Genomic DNA, 16,024 nt, shown 5'->3' on the forward strand with positions numbered 1-16,024 from the left:
GCGCCCCTTGTTGCCGAGTTTTCACACAGTCTCCGCCCTCACGAGACGCAGAAGCAGCATTGCATAATAGTCGTTCGGCAATTGATCAATGGACCCTCCGCCATGATGTGGATGTCAGCCGGATACGGATCGGTCCGTCTTCATCGCCTGCTGATGCCTCGGCCTGCGCCGACACCACCCGGATCCGGTAAGGCGCAGCCTCGGCCTGCTTTGAAATCTCGAAGGCGTCGCCCTCGCGAGCGCCCGCCTCGCGGAGGAACTTTGTCAGGTAGGTGATGCGGTATTCGTTCCGGGTGCCGTTGGGTGCGTGCAGCCTGTTGTTGTAGTAGACAAAGCGCAGGCGGAGCGTTTCGCCCTCCGGGGTGATGCAGTCGATCCAAGCCGACGGGTTCAGAGTGTCTGGATCGAGCGGCGGCAGGAACGCCAGCAGCTCGCCATCCCCCTTTGGAACCAAAATGCCACCCATATGTCCCCCGGTCGTCCCGACATCATTGGCGCTGAGCGTCTTGGCGAAAGTTTTTTCCATCATGTCCTCCCCGGACTTATTTCCAGCGCACGTTTTAGGTCATCGGCGTCGCGGCTGGACACTGGCACGGTTTCGTTGGCGAGGGTGCTCTTCCAGTTCGACCGGTCGATCATGACCTCTTCGACCGTGTCCTTGTAGAAGAGGCGATAAACGGTCACCGGTTCGGTCTGACCGCGGCGGTGGGCGCGGGCGCTGGCCTGGGCCTCCAGTGCCGGATTCCAGACCGGGGTATAATGGATGACAACCGTGGCGGCGGTGATGTTGAGGCCGGCGCCCGCCGCCTTGGGATTGAGGATCAGGCACGCGGGTCCGTCATGCGCGGTGAAGTCGTCGATGATGGATTGCCGGTCCTGCTGTGGGGTCGAGCCGTTGATCGCGTCCCAATGTGTTGCGGGAAATCCGCGGCAGGCCTCGCGGATCAGGTCGCCGATCCGGTTGAACAGGGCGAACACGATCACCTTGCGCCCGTTGGCGAAGGCCTCCCGCAGCAGCTCGACCGTCCGGTCCACTTTCGGCGTGACCAATGGCAGATCATTGGCGCGCTCGATGGTGGCGTTCTCGATTTCGCTTTCGGGGCCATCATTCTGCCGAAGCCATGGGTGGGCGCAAACAAGCTGCAACTGCAGTGTCGCGACCAATGCGCCCGCAACGGGATATTTCTCCATCGTCGCGGAACGCACGGCATTGTAGTGGTCGACGAGCCTGTCATCGAGTTCCAGCGGCAGGTCGATGTCGATCCGCTCTGGCAGGTCCCCGGCCACATCCGCCACGCGGCGGCGGAGGATGATCGGATCGGTCAATCGGCCAAGGGCTTGTCCCGCCTCGACGGTATCGGGGAATTCCATCTCGAAACAGGCGCGGTCGCCCAGCATGCCGGGGATTGCGAAATCGGTCAGGGACCAGAGATCGAGCAGGGTGTTCTCAACCGGCGTTCCCGTCATCGGGATCGAACGTCGCCGGGGGATGGTGACAATGGCCTTGCGACGGTTGGAGTCCGGGTTCTTGATGGATCATCCAGCCCATTGACGGAGCCCCGGCGTTTCCACGAAGTCTTCGACGGAGTTCATCGGATCAGAACTGCCGTCACGCCGGTCTACTCGGTCGAAACGACGTTGGGTTTTTGATAAGTTGTTGTGGTTATGTCGTTGCATCCGGTCAGGTTACTGCCACTCCGGTCGATGCACGAGCAAAGAAAGGGTAAGTCGATGTCCGAGGTGATCGGAAAGCCGCAGGGGCACCAAGACGAAGAAACCGAAAGCCGTCTTGTCGAGGAGATGATGCGCAAAATCTGCATTTTTGAAAGCGAGGAGCTCCTCGTCGATTTCCTTGACGAGCTGAAGAACCACCGCATAAGCCCGAGAAGCGATGCGACAATGGTCGGCATCGGCCGCAGCCCACTCCTTCGCTAAAGGCCCCACAGTATGGTGTACAGGCCGTCCATCACCTTTTGACCCTCATCCGGAGACAGGCGATACACGGGCTTCAGGTGCCGCAACCGATGCGCAGCCACTGTGAGCGGCATGTGCGCTCGAATTCGATAAGTCTCACCCTCGATATCGATATCGATGGTCAGCCTGGTCAGGACAGGAAGCCCGGGGATCGGCAAGAGTGGCAGCAGAACTATCGTGTTGAGTTCCAGCAAGTGTTCGGCTTGAACAACCAGATATAGATCATTGCCGATCTTGAAGACGTCAAATTTCTGCATTGGGCCAAGGATGGTTCAGGGCCAGATGTGAGCCAGGAACGCCGCTGCTTTCAATATGCTCCGCTTCCACAGTGACCGCATCCTTGTTTTCGCGGAGCCAGGCATCGGCGCGTTCTTGGGGGCTTCCGGCCGCCATGTCAGCGGCAACAAGCCTCTTGATGTAGTCAGTAGCACTGGTCCCCCGGACCGCGGCCCACGCCATTAACTTGTCCTTCTCCTGCCGATCCATCCTTATGGTAAGGTTGCTCATGGGCTACTTCCCTTCACTGCCAGCACTAACGATTATAGATATATGTCAGTGCGTCGCAAGTTCAATGTCGACCAATGACCGCTTGTCACAACCGTCCCGACTCTGCCTGCTGGCGCCGTTCGATGGGCCATCACCATGACGTTCCTTCTGTGTCGCGACGCCTCCACCCGATCACGGCCAGATCCCCAGGTCCTTCCGACAGGCGCGCGGTTCTTCGACAGCGGGAAGTGTGTTAGTGCGCTCCGACAGGCGTGGTATGTTGCGATGAGCCTTGGATGGCTTTCTCGGGTCTAAACAGCGGCAGCCACATGAGGGGTGATCAACCCGGCAAGCCATCGTCATCATAAAGGAAATCCTGGCTGCAGGCGGCACTAGCCCCGGTCGTGGCCTTGGCCATGGCGCTCGCAGCGATGACCGCTCGACGACGATCGCGCTGCACCACAGGCTGATCCGGCATCGGCGTCAAGACCGCCTTGCCTTCCTGTGTCAGCATTACCTCATTCTCCGCTCCAGCGCGGCGGCTCCGTTCGGCCAGACGGCCCTTACCGGAATTGCGAATCTGCATGGCATCCTCAGTTTGCACCATGAAAATGGGCGTTTCGGTGGTTCGTATCAATCCGCGCAAGGATGAGGATCGCTGACGGGAAGGCGCAATTCGTTGCCGTCAGGAGCAGCGTAAGCAAAATGGTGCCCGGAGAGGCGCCAAATGTGTGTGTTCCCCTAAATGGATTTCAGTCAGCATGCCGAAGCCCTTCGTTGGCAAGCGGGGCAAAACGGTGATTATCGCCCAGGACAGAAACGCCTGAGTTTTGTCTATAGAGACCATCGCGAGGAGGCCATCAACCTCATTCAACTTGCCGGGAGCAGGGCAGACTCTTTCGCAGGCGCAGCACAACGTGTTCGGCCCATTTCTGCCGGTCGGGCGAGCAGCGACGCCGCAGCGCAGCTTCCCCAGACCAGCCACTCATGCACTGCACCGAGATTGACAGGGGATGTCGCTGATGCAGGCGAACCTGCCCGACGGTCAATCAGGTGCCGCTTAGGACGTTGCGGGGTTCCCTGCGCCCGATGCTATGGATAGGCTTCTGAGATGACGAACATCATCCCCCAGCACACCGCCCCGTCTCCCCGCGATATCGCCGCCGGTGTTGGCAATGCCGCCCGCCAGGAAATCTGCGGTCTGCTTGCCATGCTGGACGCCGCGCGGCTTACGAAAATCGCAGGCGCCATGGGAGAGGCTGCGAGGCGGAAACTTTTTTCAGACGACGAGCCGGCTGCTCATCGCGTGACCGTCTTCGCCAACGAGCTGATGGATGGGCAAGTCTCAACGGATGCGCTGCGGGCAAGCCTATGGCTCAACGTCAAGCAGGGCCTCGGTCTGCCGGGCCTCTACCTTCTTTCGGCACGCGGGCTGGAGGAGGAGGCCGCCGCCATCGCCGTGCGCGCGTCCGAGATCCTCGCACCTGCCATGACCAGCGCCCAACAACAGAAGGCAGATGCCGACCTTTCGATCATCGGGCGGACGGGACGAAAGCTGCTGCGCTCTGCTAAGGGTGCGCACAGGCAGGCGAGGGCGGCGGTGACTTTTCCGGATGTCGTCGCGCACGAGCTGATGGCGATGATGGATGGCCTCGCGGAAGCGGAGAGCCGTGGTGATCTTGACCCCGAGGTTGCTGCCGCCATTCGCAAGGGCCAGCATGCAATCTCTGCTTCGGTCCTTGCCGGCGGCGGATGGGCCGCGATGGCCACCGCGGTTGGTTCGACGGGCTTTGCACCTTACATCGCGGCAGCCCAGCTTTCCGCCATGATCCCCTTCGTGACCGGGCCAACGCTTACTTCGTTTCTGTTCGTAGCGATCAATCCCGTAACCGTCGTCGCCGGCAGCGCAGCGCTTGGCTATTGGGCGGTCAGCGGCCGCGCCAGTGCCGCCCGCGAGGTTGCCGCTGCAAGGGTCGCAATCCTCTTGGCCGTGCGAGGTCAGGGTGCAGAGCAGGGGACGGCCACGCTGCTCAACGCCTTTAGAGAGCTGCACCGGATGAGCGACCAAGACCTGAACCATCTTGACGCGAAGCAGCGCAAGGCGGTTCGGCTGCAGGCCGGGACAATTGTCACAAGCCTTTCAGGTAACATCCCGACGGCGGCTTCGGCTGCGCCCGGCCTCTGGGGCGCGCGGATCGTAGTCGATCACGCGACAGACCGTCAGGATACGGCTCTGGTTGCAGGTCTGACTGCGGGCGACATGCTCTTTCACGTGGCAGCTGTCGACCCGGCGGTATTGGCTGCCGCCGATTTTTCGCGCGTGACGGAGTTCGACACGCCAATTGACCTTGCGGTTCACGTTGCGGCCTTCGCGTCGCAGGGCGCCCGGATCGCGCTGCGGGGCTACAGTGCTGAGCAGCTGGTCATGGCGCAGCTAATCGAAGACGGTCACGATGTGATGCTTGCCGATGGTGCCGCGACGCCTGGCTACGACCTCATCGTCGATGGCATTCCGGTCCAGGTCAAATGCGGCACCAGCATCTCATTGCTACATGACCATTTTGCGAAATATCCCGACATTCCGGTCATCGCCGACAATGGTCTGGCCGCTCAGGCCCAAGACTCGGGCGAGCCTTGGGCGCCGATGGTGACGACCACTAGTGGCTTTGACCTCGATCATGTGCAGAGCCTGGTCGATCAGTCCCTGCAGGCTGCCGTTGGATTGGCGGAAGTCCCCGTGCCGGTTTATGCGATGCTCATCGGCGGAGCACGCGCAGCACATAAGGCATGGACAGGACAGATCCCGATCGAGGACCTGCCCGCATGGCTGGTCATCGACCTGACCATCCGCGGCGGTCTGGCCGGCGCGGGGCAGGCCGGGGGCGCGATCCTCGGACTTCTGGTCTTGGGCCCTGCCGGGGCGCTGATCCTGGGGCCGGTTGCAGGAGTTGCGGCACTACTAAGCACCGGGCGGGCGCATGATTTGCTGGACCGGGGGATCAGAAGTGAGTGGCGGACGGAGGTCCTGGAAACGGCGCGCGACCTGCACAAGGCCTTGCTGAAAGCAGTTGAACGTCAGGTAACGGCCCTGACGCTCCGTCTAGAACGGCTCCGCAGCGTAAATGATGCGCTGCCGCACCAGCTATTTGCCTGGCTCGAGGCGCGCATGGCAGACGATCTGATTGCCGCAATTGAAACGCGTGATCAGATGCCGTCGCCATCGTCTCTGAGGGCAGCGATGGAGCTTCTTGTTAGTGCCTCGGCGACTGACATGGTCGACCCCAACGTTTTGCGCGCGCGCTACAGACTTGCCCGGTGCCTTGCCGCGAAGCCTTCCACCACTGGCGCAGCGAAAGAACTCGGTGGGAAAATCGGTGAGGCCATTAGAGAGCGTGTCGGGAGAGCGTCGCAATAGCGAAAGTAGATGTGTGTGATCGTTGTGGCCCAGTTAGACCTGAACGGCCGAGGCTGTGTGGAAACCCGGCGGCAAGGCCTGTTGGGGTGGGCGCTTCGGACGGCTGGATGTTAGCGAGCGATCTGCCGCAATCGTGGTCCCCTTGGCACCGCGATAGGTCTGTGACCGCAATTCTGCGGCCCTTTGCGTAGGAACGGGACAATTTCAGCCCGGGATGGCGTCCATCAGCCGCCGGATGCCGATCAGGGCGACGATCCGCTTGATGTTGTAGGCGAGGACGTTCAGCGCCATTTCGGTGCGCACGTTCTTCAGCCTCCGTGTCAGGAAATGTGTGGGGCCCATCCAGGCCTTGATCGTGCCGAATGGGTGCTCGACCGTGCAGCGGCGCAGGGTCATGGGATCGGGGTCGCGACTGAGCCGCTGACGCGCGGCATCGACCAGCTCTTCGCGCTCCCACCGGGTGATCCGCCGTTCCGTGCCGGTGGTGCATTTGCTCCGGAGGGGGCAGGTCTGACACTGGTTGATCCAGTATCGCCGGAGCTGAAGGCCGCGTTCCTCAGTGGTGTAGCGGTAGATCAGTTCGTCGCCAGCGGGGCAGACATAGACATCCCGTTCCGCGTCATAGGTGAAGTCTGCCTTCACGAACATGCCCTTGGTTGCATTTCCCGAGGGGCCGGGCGCGGCACGGTCGTGGTGATGCCCGCCTCATGGCAGGCCAGGATCTCGGTGCCGCTGAAATAGCCCCTGTCGGCGATGACATGCAGGTCATCGCGGCCGAGCGCGTCCCTGGCCGCGATCGCCATCGGGCTGAGCTGGTCGCGGTCGAAGCCCTGGTTGGTGACCTCATGCGCGACGATAATGTGGGTGTCGGTATCGACGGCGCTCTGGACGTTGTAGCCGACCATCCCGCTGTGCCGCGCGCTGGTCGCCATGGCGCGGGCATCGGGATCGGTCAGGGAGATCTGGCCATCCGGTTCGCCCGCCAGCGCCTTGTCCATCGCCTTCAGCCGCTCGATCTCCTGCCGGATGCGGCCGTAGCGGCGGGCCAGATGCTGCACCTTCCCGACGCGGGCTTCGCCCTCCTCCTGCCGGTCGATCCGAACCATCTCGTTGATGTAGCGCGCGACATCGGCTTCAAGATGAGCCAGGCGGCTGGCGATCTTGCCCTTGGTGAAGTTGCGGTCGCGATTGTTCACTGCCTTGAACTTGCTGCCATCGATGGCGACGCAATCGCCCTTGAGCGCGCCGATCCGGCGGCAGAGCTCGACAAACTGCGCGCAGGTCTTGCGGATCGCCAGACCGTTGTCGCGCCGAAAGTCCGCGATGGTCTTGTGGTCCGGCACAAGGCGGCCGGTCAGCCACATCACCTCGACATACCGCCCCGCCTCACGTTCCAGCCTGCGGCTGGACGGGATGCGGTTTAGATATCCGTAGATGAACAGCTTGAGCAGAACCGCCGGATGGTAGCCGGGCCGCCCTGTCCGCGCCGGGGCCGACCGCGCGAACCCAAGACCAGGAAGATCGAGTTCACCAACGAAGAGATCAACGACGCGGACCAGACTGTCCTCGCCGATCCAGTCCTCCAGACGGTCCGGGAAAAGCACCGTCTGACCCCGGTCCACACCCTCGATGAAACCCGCCATCCGCGCCTCCCGCTGGCCTGCGAAAGTCTACCACAGCAGGCAGTTTCCACACAGCCTCGGCCCAAGGCGGACATTGATACCGAGTGCGAGAAATGCTTTGAACAGCCAAACCCGCCCTTCGAAACGTTTGGCGAGTTTCAGTTGGCCGACCACCACCAGTCCGATATCGCCCCCGAAGTTCCTTAGTACTTTGCTGGCACTCTCACGTTTCCACTGGGAAAAACGACGTCCCTGCGGTAATCACTGATTTGAGCGAAGCAGGAGATACGACCGCCGCACACTTCAATGCGCACCTTTCAAGGGCCTTGACGGCGTCGCCGAAAGCAACAGTCGGGGGAAACGGCGTGACCGGAAGCAAATGGCCGCGGGGTGCGGAGTGGCGAAAGTGGGACCTGCATGTCCACAGCCCTGCATCGCACGGGTTCACCGGCGACTATAACCAGTTCATCATCCAGCTCGGCAACGCCGATTGCGACGTGATCGGCATCAATGACTATTTCTCGGTCGCGGGCTACCGCGAAGTAGTCCACCGGTTGGCCGATCCGGCTGGCGACACGGAAGGCAACGCAGCCTACCGCGACGCCTTGGAAAAGCTGCGCAGGAAGATTCTTCTGCCGGTTGTCGAGTGCCGCATGACGAATGTGCTGATGAATAAGCAGGGTAAGGGCGGTCAGCGTCTAAACTTCCACCTGATATTCGACCCGGCGCTCGATCCAGAAGATATCGAGACGTTCCTCAAGAATCAGCAGGCAGGCGGCAGCTCGATCGGGGCGCGCTATGCCAGCAGCGAGTTCCTGCTGAGCGTGCAGGTAGATTTCAACGAAATCCTGAAGAAGCTGCGCACGGACGGCAGCTTCCGCGGCCGGTATCTCGTCTGGCTGCCCTATGACGAATATGGCGGCATCGACAACATCGACCCGAATACCGATGTGATGCTCAAGCAGCACCTGATCCGCGACGCGGATATCCTGGGGTCGGCCAACAAGGCGCAGGCCGACTTTTTTCTATGGAAGAACCCCAAATATAGCGAAGCTTCCTACCGCGAGTGGTTCGGAAACCGGAAGCCATGCGTCAAGGGCAGCGACTCCCACAACGTCAACGACGAGCTCGGCAAGCTCAAGGACCAAGACTCCCGGCCGACCGACAAATATTGCTGGATCAAGGCCGACCCGACCTTCGCCGGACTGCGCCAGATCATCAACGAGCCGGAGGACCGCGTCTATATCGGCCGCATCCCGCCCAAGCTCGAAGAGGTGCGCGGCAACGCCACGCGATTCATAGACCGGCTTCACATTCGAAAAAACGCCGACGCCGAAACTGCGGATACTTGGTTCGACAGCGAACTGCCGCTCAACTCCGACATGGTCGCCATCATCGGTAACAAGGGCAGCGGCAAAAGCGCGTTTGCCGACATCCTCGCGCTCGCCGGCAACACGCACTGCGACCCGGTGCATTTCTCGTTCCTCGTCAAGGACCGATTTTGCGAGCGTAGCGGGAAGCTCGCCAAGCAGTTCACGGTCCGCCCTGTCTGGGCCGACGGCACGGAAACAGCGCTGCCGTTGAACGCGAAGCCCGATACCACCGGAGTCGAGCGGGTGCGCTACATTCCGCAGACCTATCTGGAGAAGGTCTGCACCGAGACGGAGCCCGGCCAGCAGAGCGAATTCCAGGCCGAGCTGCGCAAGGTCATCTTCTCCCATATCAGCGAAGCCGACCGGCTCGGCCAGCAGTCGCTCGACGAGCTGATCGAATACAAGACCGAGGAACTGAAAGGACAGATCGACAACGCGCGGCGCGAGATCGAGCGCGTGAACGGCGAGCTTGTGCGCCTCGAAGAAAAGGCGGCGCCCGCCTACGCCGCTCGGATCGAGGCGCTGCTGCGCCAGAAGCAGCAAGAACTGAAGGCGCACAAGGAGATCGAGCCGGCGAAGGTCGAGCAGCCGGGCGAAGTCAGCCCCGAACAAAAGGCCGCTTACGACGTCATTGCGGAAAAACTCGCCGGCGAGCGTACCACGCTCAACCGGATCGACGCGGAGACGGCGGAGAAGACGCAGCGGCAGAAGACGCTGACGGAAAAGATCGCGCTCGCCCGGAAGGTCGAGGGCAAAATCGACAATTTCGAAAGCGAGTACGCCCGTCTCAACCGCGAGACCGCCCCCGACCTCGAAAAGATCGGATTGTCGCTTTCCGCCCTGGTCTCCATTACCGTCGATAAGACGGTCCTTACGACCGCGCGCGACAAGCTCATTGCCGAAAAGACGCTCGTCGATACCGCGCTGGATGATGTCGGCGCCGGCAGCCTTCCTGCGCAGAAGGCGGCGTGCCTGCAACGTATAGCCGGGCTTCAGGGGCAACTCGATGCGCCAAACAAGCGCTTTCAGGAGTACAACGAGGCGCTCCGGGCCTGGCAGGAGAAAGGACTTCTGATCGAGGGCGCCGCTGACAAGCCTGACACGCTGAAGGGCTATGAAGCGCAGCTGTCCTACCTGAAGACCGACCTTCCCGACGATATAGAGAAGCTGCGCATGCAGCGCCGGGAGATCGCTCGCGGCATCCACAAATGCGTCGCCGCGATCCGCGACGCGTACAAGGAACTGTTCTCTGCGGTGCAGGAGCTGATCGGCTCCAGCGTCGTCATCAAAGAAGGATTCAAGCTCACGTTCGAGAGCACCATCATCGAGCGCAACCTCGAAGGCGACCTCTTCGACAAATTCGTTTCAACGGGCGTCGCCGGCTCGTTCTACCGCAAGGAAAAGGGCACGGCGCTCGAAGAAATCCGCGCGGATTTTGACGTCAACGACGAAGACGATGCGCTCGCCTATGTCGAGAAGATCATCGCCCATCTCGAACGCGACATGCGTACGGCGCAGCAGACGCCCACAGGCATCGCCGGCCAGCTACGCAAGAATGTCGAAGTGAAGGCGCTCTACGATTTTCTGTGGAGTCTCGGTTACCTTGAGCCGGAGTATTCACTGAAGCTAGACGGCAAGGACCTCAGCCACCTCTCGCCCGGCGAACGCGGTACGCTCTTGCTGGTCTTCTACCTGCTGGTCGATAAGAGCAACAAGCCGATCATCGTCGATCAACCGGAAGAGAATCTCGACAGTCAGACAGTGTATCGGCTGCTGATTCCGGTCATCAAGGATGTGAAAAAGCGCCGCCAGATCATCATGGTGACGCACAGCCCTAATATTGCTGTGGTCTGTGATGCGGAGCAGATCATTCACGCCCATATCGACCGCGCGGCCGGCAATGCGGTCATCTACACGATGGGTGCCATCGAGTCGCCCGCCATCAACCGCTTCCTCGTCGATGTCCTGGAAGGCACACGGCCCGCTTTCGACAATCGCGACGCCAAGTATTTCGTGTGATAGGGCGACGGAAATGGCAAAGAGGAAAATTCCGGAGAGGCTCTACAAATACCGTACTTTCAGCAACCGCACACTCGATGCGCTGATCGCGGATCAGGTATTCTTTGCTGACCCGAGCACATTCAACGATCCGCTCGACACGAAGCCCACTCTCGACACCGATATTGACGCCGACGCGCTGGCAGCAATCCTTTCCCGCCTTGTCGAGCAGCGTGTCAGTGCCGAAATGAGTGCGGCTGCAAAAACGATACGGTACAGAGGGCCGAAGACGATCAGCCACATAGCGGCCCACAGCCGGCGGCGCGCGGAACAGGTAGTTGCCGAAATCCGCTACCATGCGACGAACCCCGAATACGATGTCGAAGATCCGGCCCGCTTCCTCTTCGGGCAATATGTCGAGGAAGAACTCCTGAGGCGCTACGGCAAAGGTATCTTCTCCCTTGCCGAACGGGCCAACTGCCCGCTGATGTGGAGCCACTATGGCGACCAGCACAAGGGCGTGTGCATCGGTTATTCGATACCCGCGCGGGCAGCGGGCGACCTGCACAAAATCAGCTACGGCGGCAGCCGGTTAATTGCGGCGAGCGCGGTCGCCGCAATGCTCGACGGCGACGAAGAAGCCCGCCACCAGGTAGATGAGGCCGTCCTAACGAAAAAGGCCGTCGACTGGCGCTACGAACGCGAATGGAGGCTCGTCGGCCCGCGCGGCCCGCATGACTCCCCGCTTGAGATGGAAGAAGTCGTCTTCGGCATGCGTTGTTCGCACACTGTAAAATTCGCCATAGTCAAAGCGCTCACGGGCCGCAGCCGACCGGTGCGGTTTTATGAGATACGCGAGCGCCACGGGCGATTTCTGCTGGGTCGCTACATGCTCGACGTCGATGAGCTTTCCGCATCGTTACCGCAGCGCGCCCTCGAAATGTATGACCATTTCGACGATCTGTCCGGCGAAGCATAAAGGCCAAGCGTCGTCATCACCACCAACCTCAGCTTCAGCGAATGGGCCACGGTCTTCGGTGATGCCAAGATGACCACAGCCTTGCTCGATCGCCTCACCCACCGATGCCACATCCTTGAAACCGGAAACGACAGCTTCCGATTCAAGGCAAGCTCAGCTGCCGCATCCGCGGCAAAGAAAAAGAAGGAGACAACACAGATCTTGACCCCTGCCTGACCCGAAATCCATACTCAAAGCCGGGTCAATTCTCGATGAAAAACCCGGGTCAGTTCTGAGTGAAAATCAACACCCTTACACGAATGACTGCCAACCACGCCTCATGCTGCACCGCGCATGGATGGCCGCTTTCCCGAGATTGCTGTAGCCGCCATGCCGCATCGCCGTCAGGTCGCTCTCCGCCCAAAATACTGAACAGCTCGGGTTCTACGCATCTGGTTGTCGATTGGCGCAGCACCTCACTGTCAGACGTTTCGCAGAACACGGTTGCAGATTTGGCTGGTCACAGCGCAATCTTGCCCGATGCGACGAAGGGACCAGATCATTGATGCGAATACAACAGCGCCCATTGTTCGGGTTCTTCTTCAATCCTTTCGGCACTACCGCGCGCGCAATGGAACTGGACGGGGATCACATCCGGGTTTCATGCCGAGGCATGGTTGCGTCCATCTCGTTGCAGTCGTTGTCGACCGCGCCTTACCTTAGCAAGGGAAGGCTCGGAACTGCAATGACCATCCGTGCAGGCGAGTCTGACGATGTCACGCTGAAGGGCGTCAGCCACAAAGACGGCCATGAGTTTTCTGAACGGATCAAGGAAGCGTGGACTCGCTTCAATCTCGCGGCCCTCGAGAAGGAAGCGGCGCGCCTGGACCAGATCCTTGCTGAGGTGATGTCGCTCGCCGCGCCGTCCCGATACCCTGCCGCGTGTCATATCGCGCCTCTGCTCGAACAGGCCCGTGCTCTGGATACTTCACTCCTGTCGAAGCTGAATGCTGAGGCCATCGGACGCGAGACCGTCGCGCGAATTGCGCCCGTCCGCAAGTTCGCATGCGACCCGCGGACGACGCGGGCCAACAGCATCGCAGTCTTCGTCACCGCAGAACTGGACCGCTGGAAGGATTTCTTCGACACAATCGAAAGCAAGCCGCTAACGCCAGAGCAACGGCTTTCTGTCGTCGTTGATGAGGATGCGACGTTGGTTCTTGCCGGGGCCGGGTCAGGCAAGACAAGCGTCATCACCGCAAAGGCAGCGTATCTGGTCAAGGCAGGCATCCGGCAGCCAGAAGAAATCTTGCTTCTCGCCTTCGCGAAGAACGCGGCGGCGGAGATGTCGGAACGGGTCGAGGCGCGATCTGGTGTGCCCATCGACCATGCATATGGCTGCGGTGATGCCCGCAGGACCCTGGCTCCCTGGCGCTACGACTACAACAATGTCAGGCCGCATTCCTCGCTGGGCAACCAGACCCCCGCAGAAGCGCGTCAGGCGCTTGAGCAATTTGACGGCTCCGCGCCCGACGCGCTTGCCACACCCGAAACCGACAACTATCAAACCCAAGGACTCTCGTTATGAACGAGGGACGGCCGGGGGGCAGGTCAGAGCGTATAGAAAGTAAATTATATGAAGAATTGGCCGATTTTCATTCTATCTCTACCTGGTGAGGAAGTACGTCGTGCTCCCCTACTGCAAGCACTTGCAGACATGGGAATGAGCTATGAAGTGATCAGTGGAATAGATGGGCGCAAAGGCATACCTGACTGCTGGAGTAGCGAGATCGACCGCGCTTCCGCGAGCCGCAATTTCGGACGAGATCTCACCGATGGTGAGTTCGCCTGTGCGCTTTCACATCGTGAGATCTACCGCCAGATCGCGACACGCGGTCTGCCCGGCGCAATTGTGCTGGAGGATGATGCGATAGTTGGACCACAATTCGCTGCTTTCGTTAAACAAAAATTATATAAAAGTGCCACATTGGTGATGTTAGATCACTCCCATGCCCGCGTCGCAGGCCCTTCGTTTGATCTTATGCCAGGCGTGAGAATGCAGTACCTTACGTTGCCATCTTGCTTAACAACCGCCTACTCGATCTCGACGGATGCAGCACAAACACTATTGAAGGCAGCAAGTCCTGTCTATTGCCCTGCAGATTGGCCTGGAGATATCGTTTCGCTCAGGGCAGTGGCGTTGTCTCCGCGCATCGTGGACCATCCAGATCCATTGACAGGTAGTTCACATCTGAACGCAGCACGCAGCAAAATGCCCATGAATACTGGAAGCTTACAGCGAACGATACGACGTTTGACAAGCCTTTCACATTGGCAGCGATGGCTTACCAAGCGGCGCTCAACTCGGATCAGTTAATGTCTCGCAGGCGGGCGATAGCATCGGGCGCACTCTCAGCACGGACTGTCAATCCGTCATCAGGCCAAGCAGAGATGTAACGCGTAATCTTCCCATAAGAGTTGTCTAGAACGGCATGTCGTTTAGACATCATGCAGCAGAGAATGTGTCCGTGAAGACGGTCAGTGATAACCACTTCCCCCTGTCCAAGAATGCGAACACCACGCTGCAAATGCCACCAAGCTTGTCGGCGGAAAGCGGCTTCCAGCGGAGCCATCCACTGCGGCCCCAGTCGGAGCAGGGCGCGGGCGAGGTGTGGGATAATCCGATCAACTAGCGGTGGCTTGCCATTCAAGGTCCAGTCGGTGACACGTGCTTTGGCGCTAAGGATAGCGGCAGCCGTCCCGTCGTCCCGGCGCTCAAGATCCTCACGCATGAGAGCCAGGATCTGAATATCAGGTTCTGCGGAAGCCGCAAGTTGACGCAAGCCAAAGGCCATGTCAGGACAAAGATAGACAGGGCAGTCAAATTGCGCGCGAGCGAATTCCAAGCTCTCGCAGTCTCGCACTATCAGAGTGAAGTCAGGATGGTTTGCTATGGCCAGCCGCGTCTGGCGCAAGGCCTCCCCGTCAAGATCAGAAAAATGAACTGACTGCGGCATCTGGACTATCCGGCGGTGACGGTAGTGAGTCAGAATGGCGACTCTGTTTTGCCAAAAGCCCCGCCACATATCACCAAAATTACCGCCGCCATGCAGAAGAACAGGTCCTTGAGGCAGGATGCGATCCAAATACAAGGGAAACTCGTTGTTGCGAGTGACATAGCTTGGGGGTGCCCCAAAGCGAGGGTTGAGAAGCTCAAGCGTTCCCAGCCAGATGGCGCTGTCGCCAACGTTCGCATGCAACGGAAAGTCGAGCAAAGCCCAAGGTTCCGGTGATGACATCGAAGAAGACCCGAAGATGGCATCCATAACCTCATCAATGAAGGGGAGAACTCCCCCAGAAGCAGGCGAAGCTAGAGTTGTGGACTGTGCAGGGAAAGAAGTTTTCATTCTCTAGCTTTTACCGATACGGTATGGGACATACCATCCGAATATTCGGTTGATGGTTCAGCTTCCATAGAAAGGTACTCCCTTGGTAGAATGCGCTGTCATCATTCCCAGTCGTGACAGACCGGAGAGTATTAGACAATCTGTGGATTCGGCACATGCAGCCCTGGCGAATGCGAAGTGTGCCGGGATCGTCATCATCGTGGATGATGGGGACGATTTCCCAGTACGTCAGACTTTGGCCAACCGGTCGACTTCCGCTTTGCGCATTGCCGTTAACCCTGGTCCCAAAGGCCCTTCTGCTGCCCGGAACCACGGAGCCGGGCAGGCACAATCCGAACTTTTGTTCTTTCTCGATGATGACGATCTGATGGAAGAGGATTATATTAAACGCATTTTGGCGCAACGACGATCCGGGTCCTGCAAAACAGCTTGGGGGTTCTCCAAAATAAGAGACAGCCGCGCGTATCATGGCTTGCCAACGAACGCGACCATGCTTGGACCAGAGGTGCCTCTACGGCAGCGCCTCGTGGGCATTGGCACCGGCTTTTGGGTGGAACGCGTTGTCTTCCAAAAACTTGGCGGCCTAGATGAGAACTTACGGATTAACGAGGATACCGACTTTTGTTTGGCTCTGGCCTCAGATGGCCTGATGCCATGGTACGATCCGGAACCAGGGGTGAAGCTGGACGCAGCTCGACCTATTGGTACGGGGGGGACAGACAGACCTAGTATTACCAAAAGTGCCCTCGCAGCAGAACGCGCAGCTGCATGGCAGTACATCCTAAAAAAAA

At 59.7% G+C, this 16,024-nt stretch carries 12 protein-coding genes and 4 pseudogenes; 9 read left to right on the forward strand and 7 right to left on the reverse strand.

Translation table 11 applies throughout. The features are described from left to right. Window positions 1–85 precede the first annotated feature (85 nt). Together EEB11_RS18530 and EEB11_RS18535 are read right to left on the reverse strand one after the other, a co-directional pair. Window positions 86–526 (reverse strand): EcoRII N-terminal effector-binding domain-containing protein, encoded by a 441-nt coding sequence (locus EEB11_RS18530; RefSeq protein WP_245299005.1) that lies wholly within the window; start codon window positions 524–526, stop codon window positions 86–88. Then, complete coding sequence (locus EEB11_RS18535) at window positions 526–1,533, reverse strand: DEAD/DEAH box helicase (RefSeq protein WP_280950292.1); 1,008 nt, start codon at window positions 1,531–1,533, stop codon at window positions 526–528. Before EEB11_RS18535 ends, EEB11_RS18530 begins: the two co-directional genes overlap by 1 nt. A gap of 198 nt (window positions 1,534–1,731) precedes the next feature. Here EEB11_RS18535 and EEB11_RS18540 point away from each other — a divergent pair, with 198 nt between their 5' ends. Continuing rightward, complete coding sequence (locus EEB11_RS18540; RefSeq protein WP_135433979.1) at window positions 1,732–1,935, forward strand: hypothetical protein; 204 nt, start codon at window positions 1,732–1,734, stop codon at window positions 1,933–1,935. Here the strand turns inward: EEB11_RS18540 and EEB11_RS18545 are convergent. From EEB11_RS18545 to EEB11_RS18555, 3 genes are all read right to left on the reverse strand, one after another. After that, on the reverse strand, window positions 1,932–2,231 hold the full coding sequence (locus EEB11_RS18545; protein ID WP_135433981.1) for a CcdB family protein: 300 nt from the start codon (window positions 2,229–2,231) through the stop codon (window positions 1,932–1,934). The genes EEB11_RS18540 and EEB11_RS18545 overlap by 4 nt on opposite strands. Then, the gene (locus tag EEB11_RS18550) at window positions 2,218–2,481 is read right to left on the reverse strand and encodes a hypothetical protein (protein ID WP_135433982.1); all 264 of its coding nucleotides are present in this window, start codon (window positions 2,479–2,481) and stop codon (window positions 2,218–2,220) included. The genes EEB11_RS18545 and EEB11_RS18550 overlap by 14 nt, the downstream gene beginning before the upstream one ends. A gap of 319 nt (window positions 2,482–2,800) precedes the next feature. Beyond that, window positions 2,801–3,046 (reverse strand): type II toxin-antitoxin system prevent-host-death family antitoxin, encoded by a 246-nt coding sequence (locus EEB11_RS18555; protein WP_135433983.1) that lies wholly within the window; start codon window positions 3,044–3,046, stop codon window positions 2,801–2,803. A gap of 525 nt (window positions 3,047–3,571) precedes the next feature. Between EEB11_RS18555 and EEB11_RS18560 the strand changes: the two genes are divergently transcribed. Then, window positions 3,572–5,875, forward strand: coding sequence for a hypothetical protein (locus tag EEB11_RS18560; protein WP_135433984.1), 2,304 nt, complete (start codon window positions 3,572–3,574; stop codon window positions 5,873–5,875). 204 nt (window positions 5,876–6,079) lie between these two features. Here the strand turns inward: EEB11_RS18560 and EEB11_RS18565 are convergent. Continuing rightward, window positions 6,080–7,518, reverse strand: a pseudogene (locus EEB11_RS18565) (IS1182 family transposase). Between the two features lie 344 nt (window positions 7,519–7,862). Between EEB11_RS18565 and EEB11_RS18570 the strand changes: the two are divergent. The 6 genes and pseudogenes from EEB11_RS18570 (at window position 7,863) to EEB11_RS18595 (ending at window position 14,203) form a co-directional block, all read left to right on the forward strand. Continuing rightward, entirely contained in the window at window positions 7,863–10,889 is a 3,027-nt protein-coding gene (locus EEB11_RS18570) for a TrlF family AAA-like ATPase (protein WP_135433985.1), read from the forward strand. Window positions 10,890–10,902: 13 nt separating this feature from the next. Further along, window positions 10,903–11,847, forward strand: a complete 945-nt coding sequence (locus EEB11_RS18575; RefSeq protein WP_135433986.1) for a DUF2971 domain-containing protein — start codon at window positions 10,903–10,905, stop codon at window positions 11,845–11,847. Beyond that, window positions 11,848–12,063, forward strand: a pseudogene (locus EEB11_RS18580) (ATP-binding protein); the annotation flags it as partial. Between the two features lie 670 nt (window positions 12,064–12,733). Then, window positions 12,734–13,189: pseudogene (locus EEB11_RS20525) on the forward strand (UvrD-helicase domain-containing protein); the annotation flags it as partial. 42 nt (window positions 13,190–13,231) lie between these two features. After that, a pseudogene (locus EEB11_RS18590) lies at window positions 13,232–13,414 on the forward strand (integrase core domain-containing protein); the annotation flags it as partial. Between the two features lie 48 nt (window positions 13,415–13,462). Continuing rightward, complete coding sequence (locus EEB11_RS18595; protein ID WP_135433987.1) at window positions 13,463–14,203, forward strand: glycosyltransferase family 25 protein; 741 nt, start codon at window positions 13,463–13,465, stop codon at window positions 14,201–14,203. On the opposite strand, the gene EEB11_RS18600 is transcribed toward EEB11_RS18595, so the two are convergent. After that, on the reverse strand, window positions 14,196–15,233 hold the full coding sequence (locus EEB11_RS18600; RefSeq protein WP_135433988.1) for a polysaccharide pyruvyl transferase family protein: 1,038 nt from the start codon (window positions 15,231–15,233) through the stop codon (window positions 14,196–14,198). The two genes, EEB11_RS18595 and EEB11_RS18600, sit on opposite strands and share 8 nt — an antisense overlap. Window positions 15,234–15,375: 142 nt before the next feature. On the opposite strand from EEB11_RS18600, the gene EEB11_RS18605 reads away from it, so the two are divergent. Then, the coding region (locus EEB11_RS18605; protein ID WP_245299006.1) for a glycosyltransferase family 2 protein at window positions 15,376–16,024 on the forward strand (649 nt) is incomplete at its 3' end.

The organism is Pseudotabrizicola sediminis, assembly GCF_004745575.1.
Taxonomy (GTDB): domain Bacteria; phylum Pseudomonadota; class Alphaproteobacteria; order Rhodobacterales; family Rhodobacteraceae; genus Pseudotabrizicola; species Pseudotabrizicola sediminis.

Bases quoted from the DNA above. Each gene is read 5' to 3' on its own strand.
- EEB11_RS18530 (WP_245299005.1), bottom strand. From the start codon at position 526: ATGGAAAAAACTTTCGCCAAGACGCTCAGCGCCAATGATGTCGGGACG.
- EEB11_RS18540 (WP_135433979.1), top strand. From the start codon at position 1,732: ATGTCCGAGGTGATCGGAAAGCCGCAGGGGCACCAAGACGAAGAAACC.
- EEB11_RS18545 (WP_135433981.1), bottom strand. From the start codon at position 2,231: ATGCAGAAATTTGACGTCTTCAAGATCGGCAATGATCTATATCTGGTT.
- EEB11_RS18550 (WP_135433982.1), bottom strand. From the start codon at position 2,481: ATGAGCAACCTTACCATAAGGATGGATCGGCAGGAGAAGGACAAGTTA.
- EEB11_RS18555 (WP_135433983.1), bottom strand. From the start codon at position 3,046: ATGCAGATTCGCAATTCCGGTAAGGGCCGTCTGGCCGAACGGAGCCGC.
- EEB11_RS18560 (WP_135433984.1), top strand. From the start codon at position 3,572: ATGACGAACATCATCCCCCAGCACACCGCCCCGTCTCCCCGCGATATC.
- EEB11_RS18575 (WP_135433986.1), top strand. From the start codon at position 10,903: ATGGCAAAGAGGAAAATTCCGGAGAGGCTCTACAAATACCGTACTTTC.
- EEB11_RS18595 (WP_135433987.1), top strand. From the start codon at position 13,463: ATGAAGAATTGGCCGATTTTCATTCTATCTCTACCTGGTGAGGAAGTA.
- EEB11_RS18600 (WP_135433988.1), bottom strand. From the start codon at position 15,233: ATGAAAACTTCTTTCCCTGCACAGTCCACAACTCTAGCTTCGCCTGCT.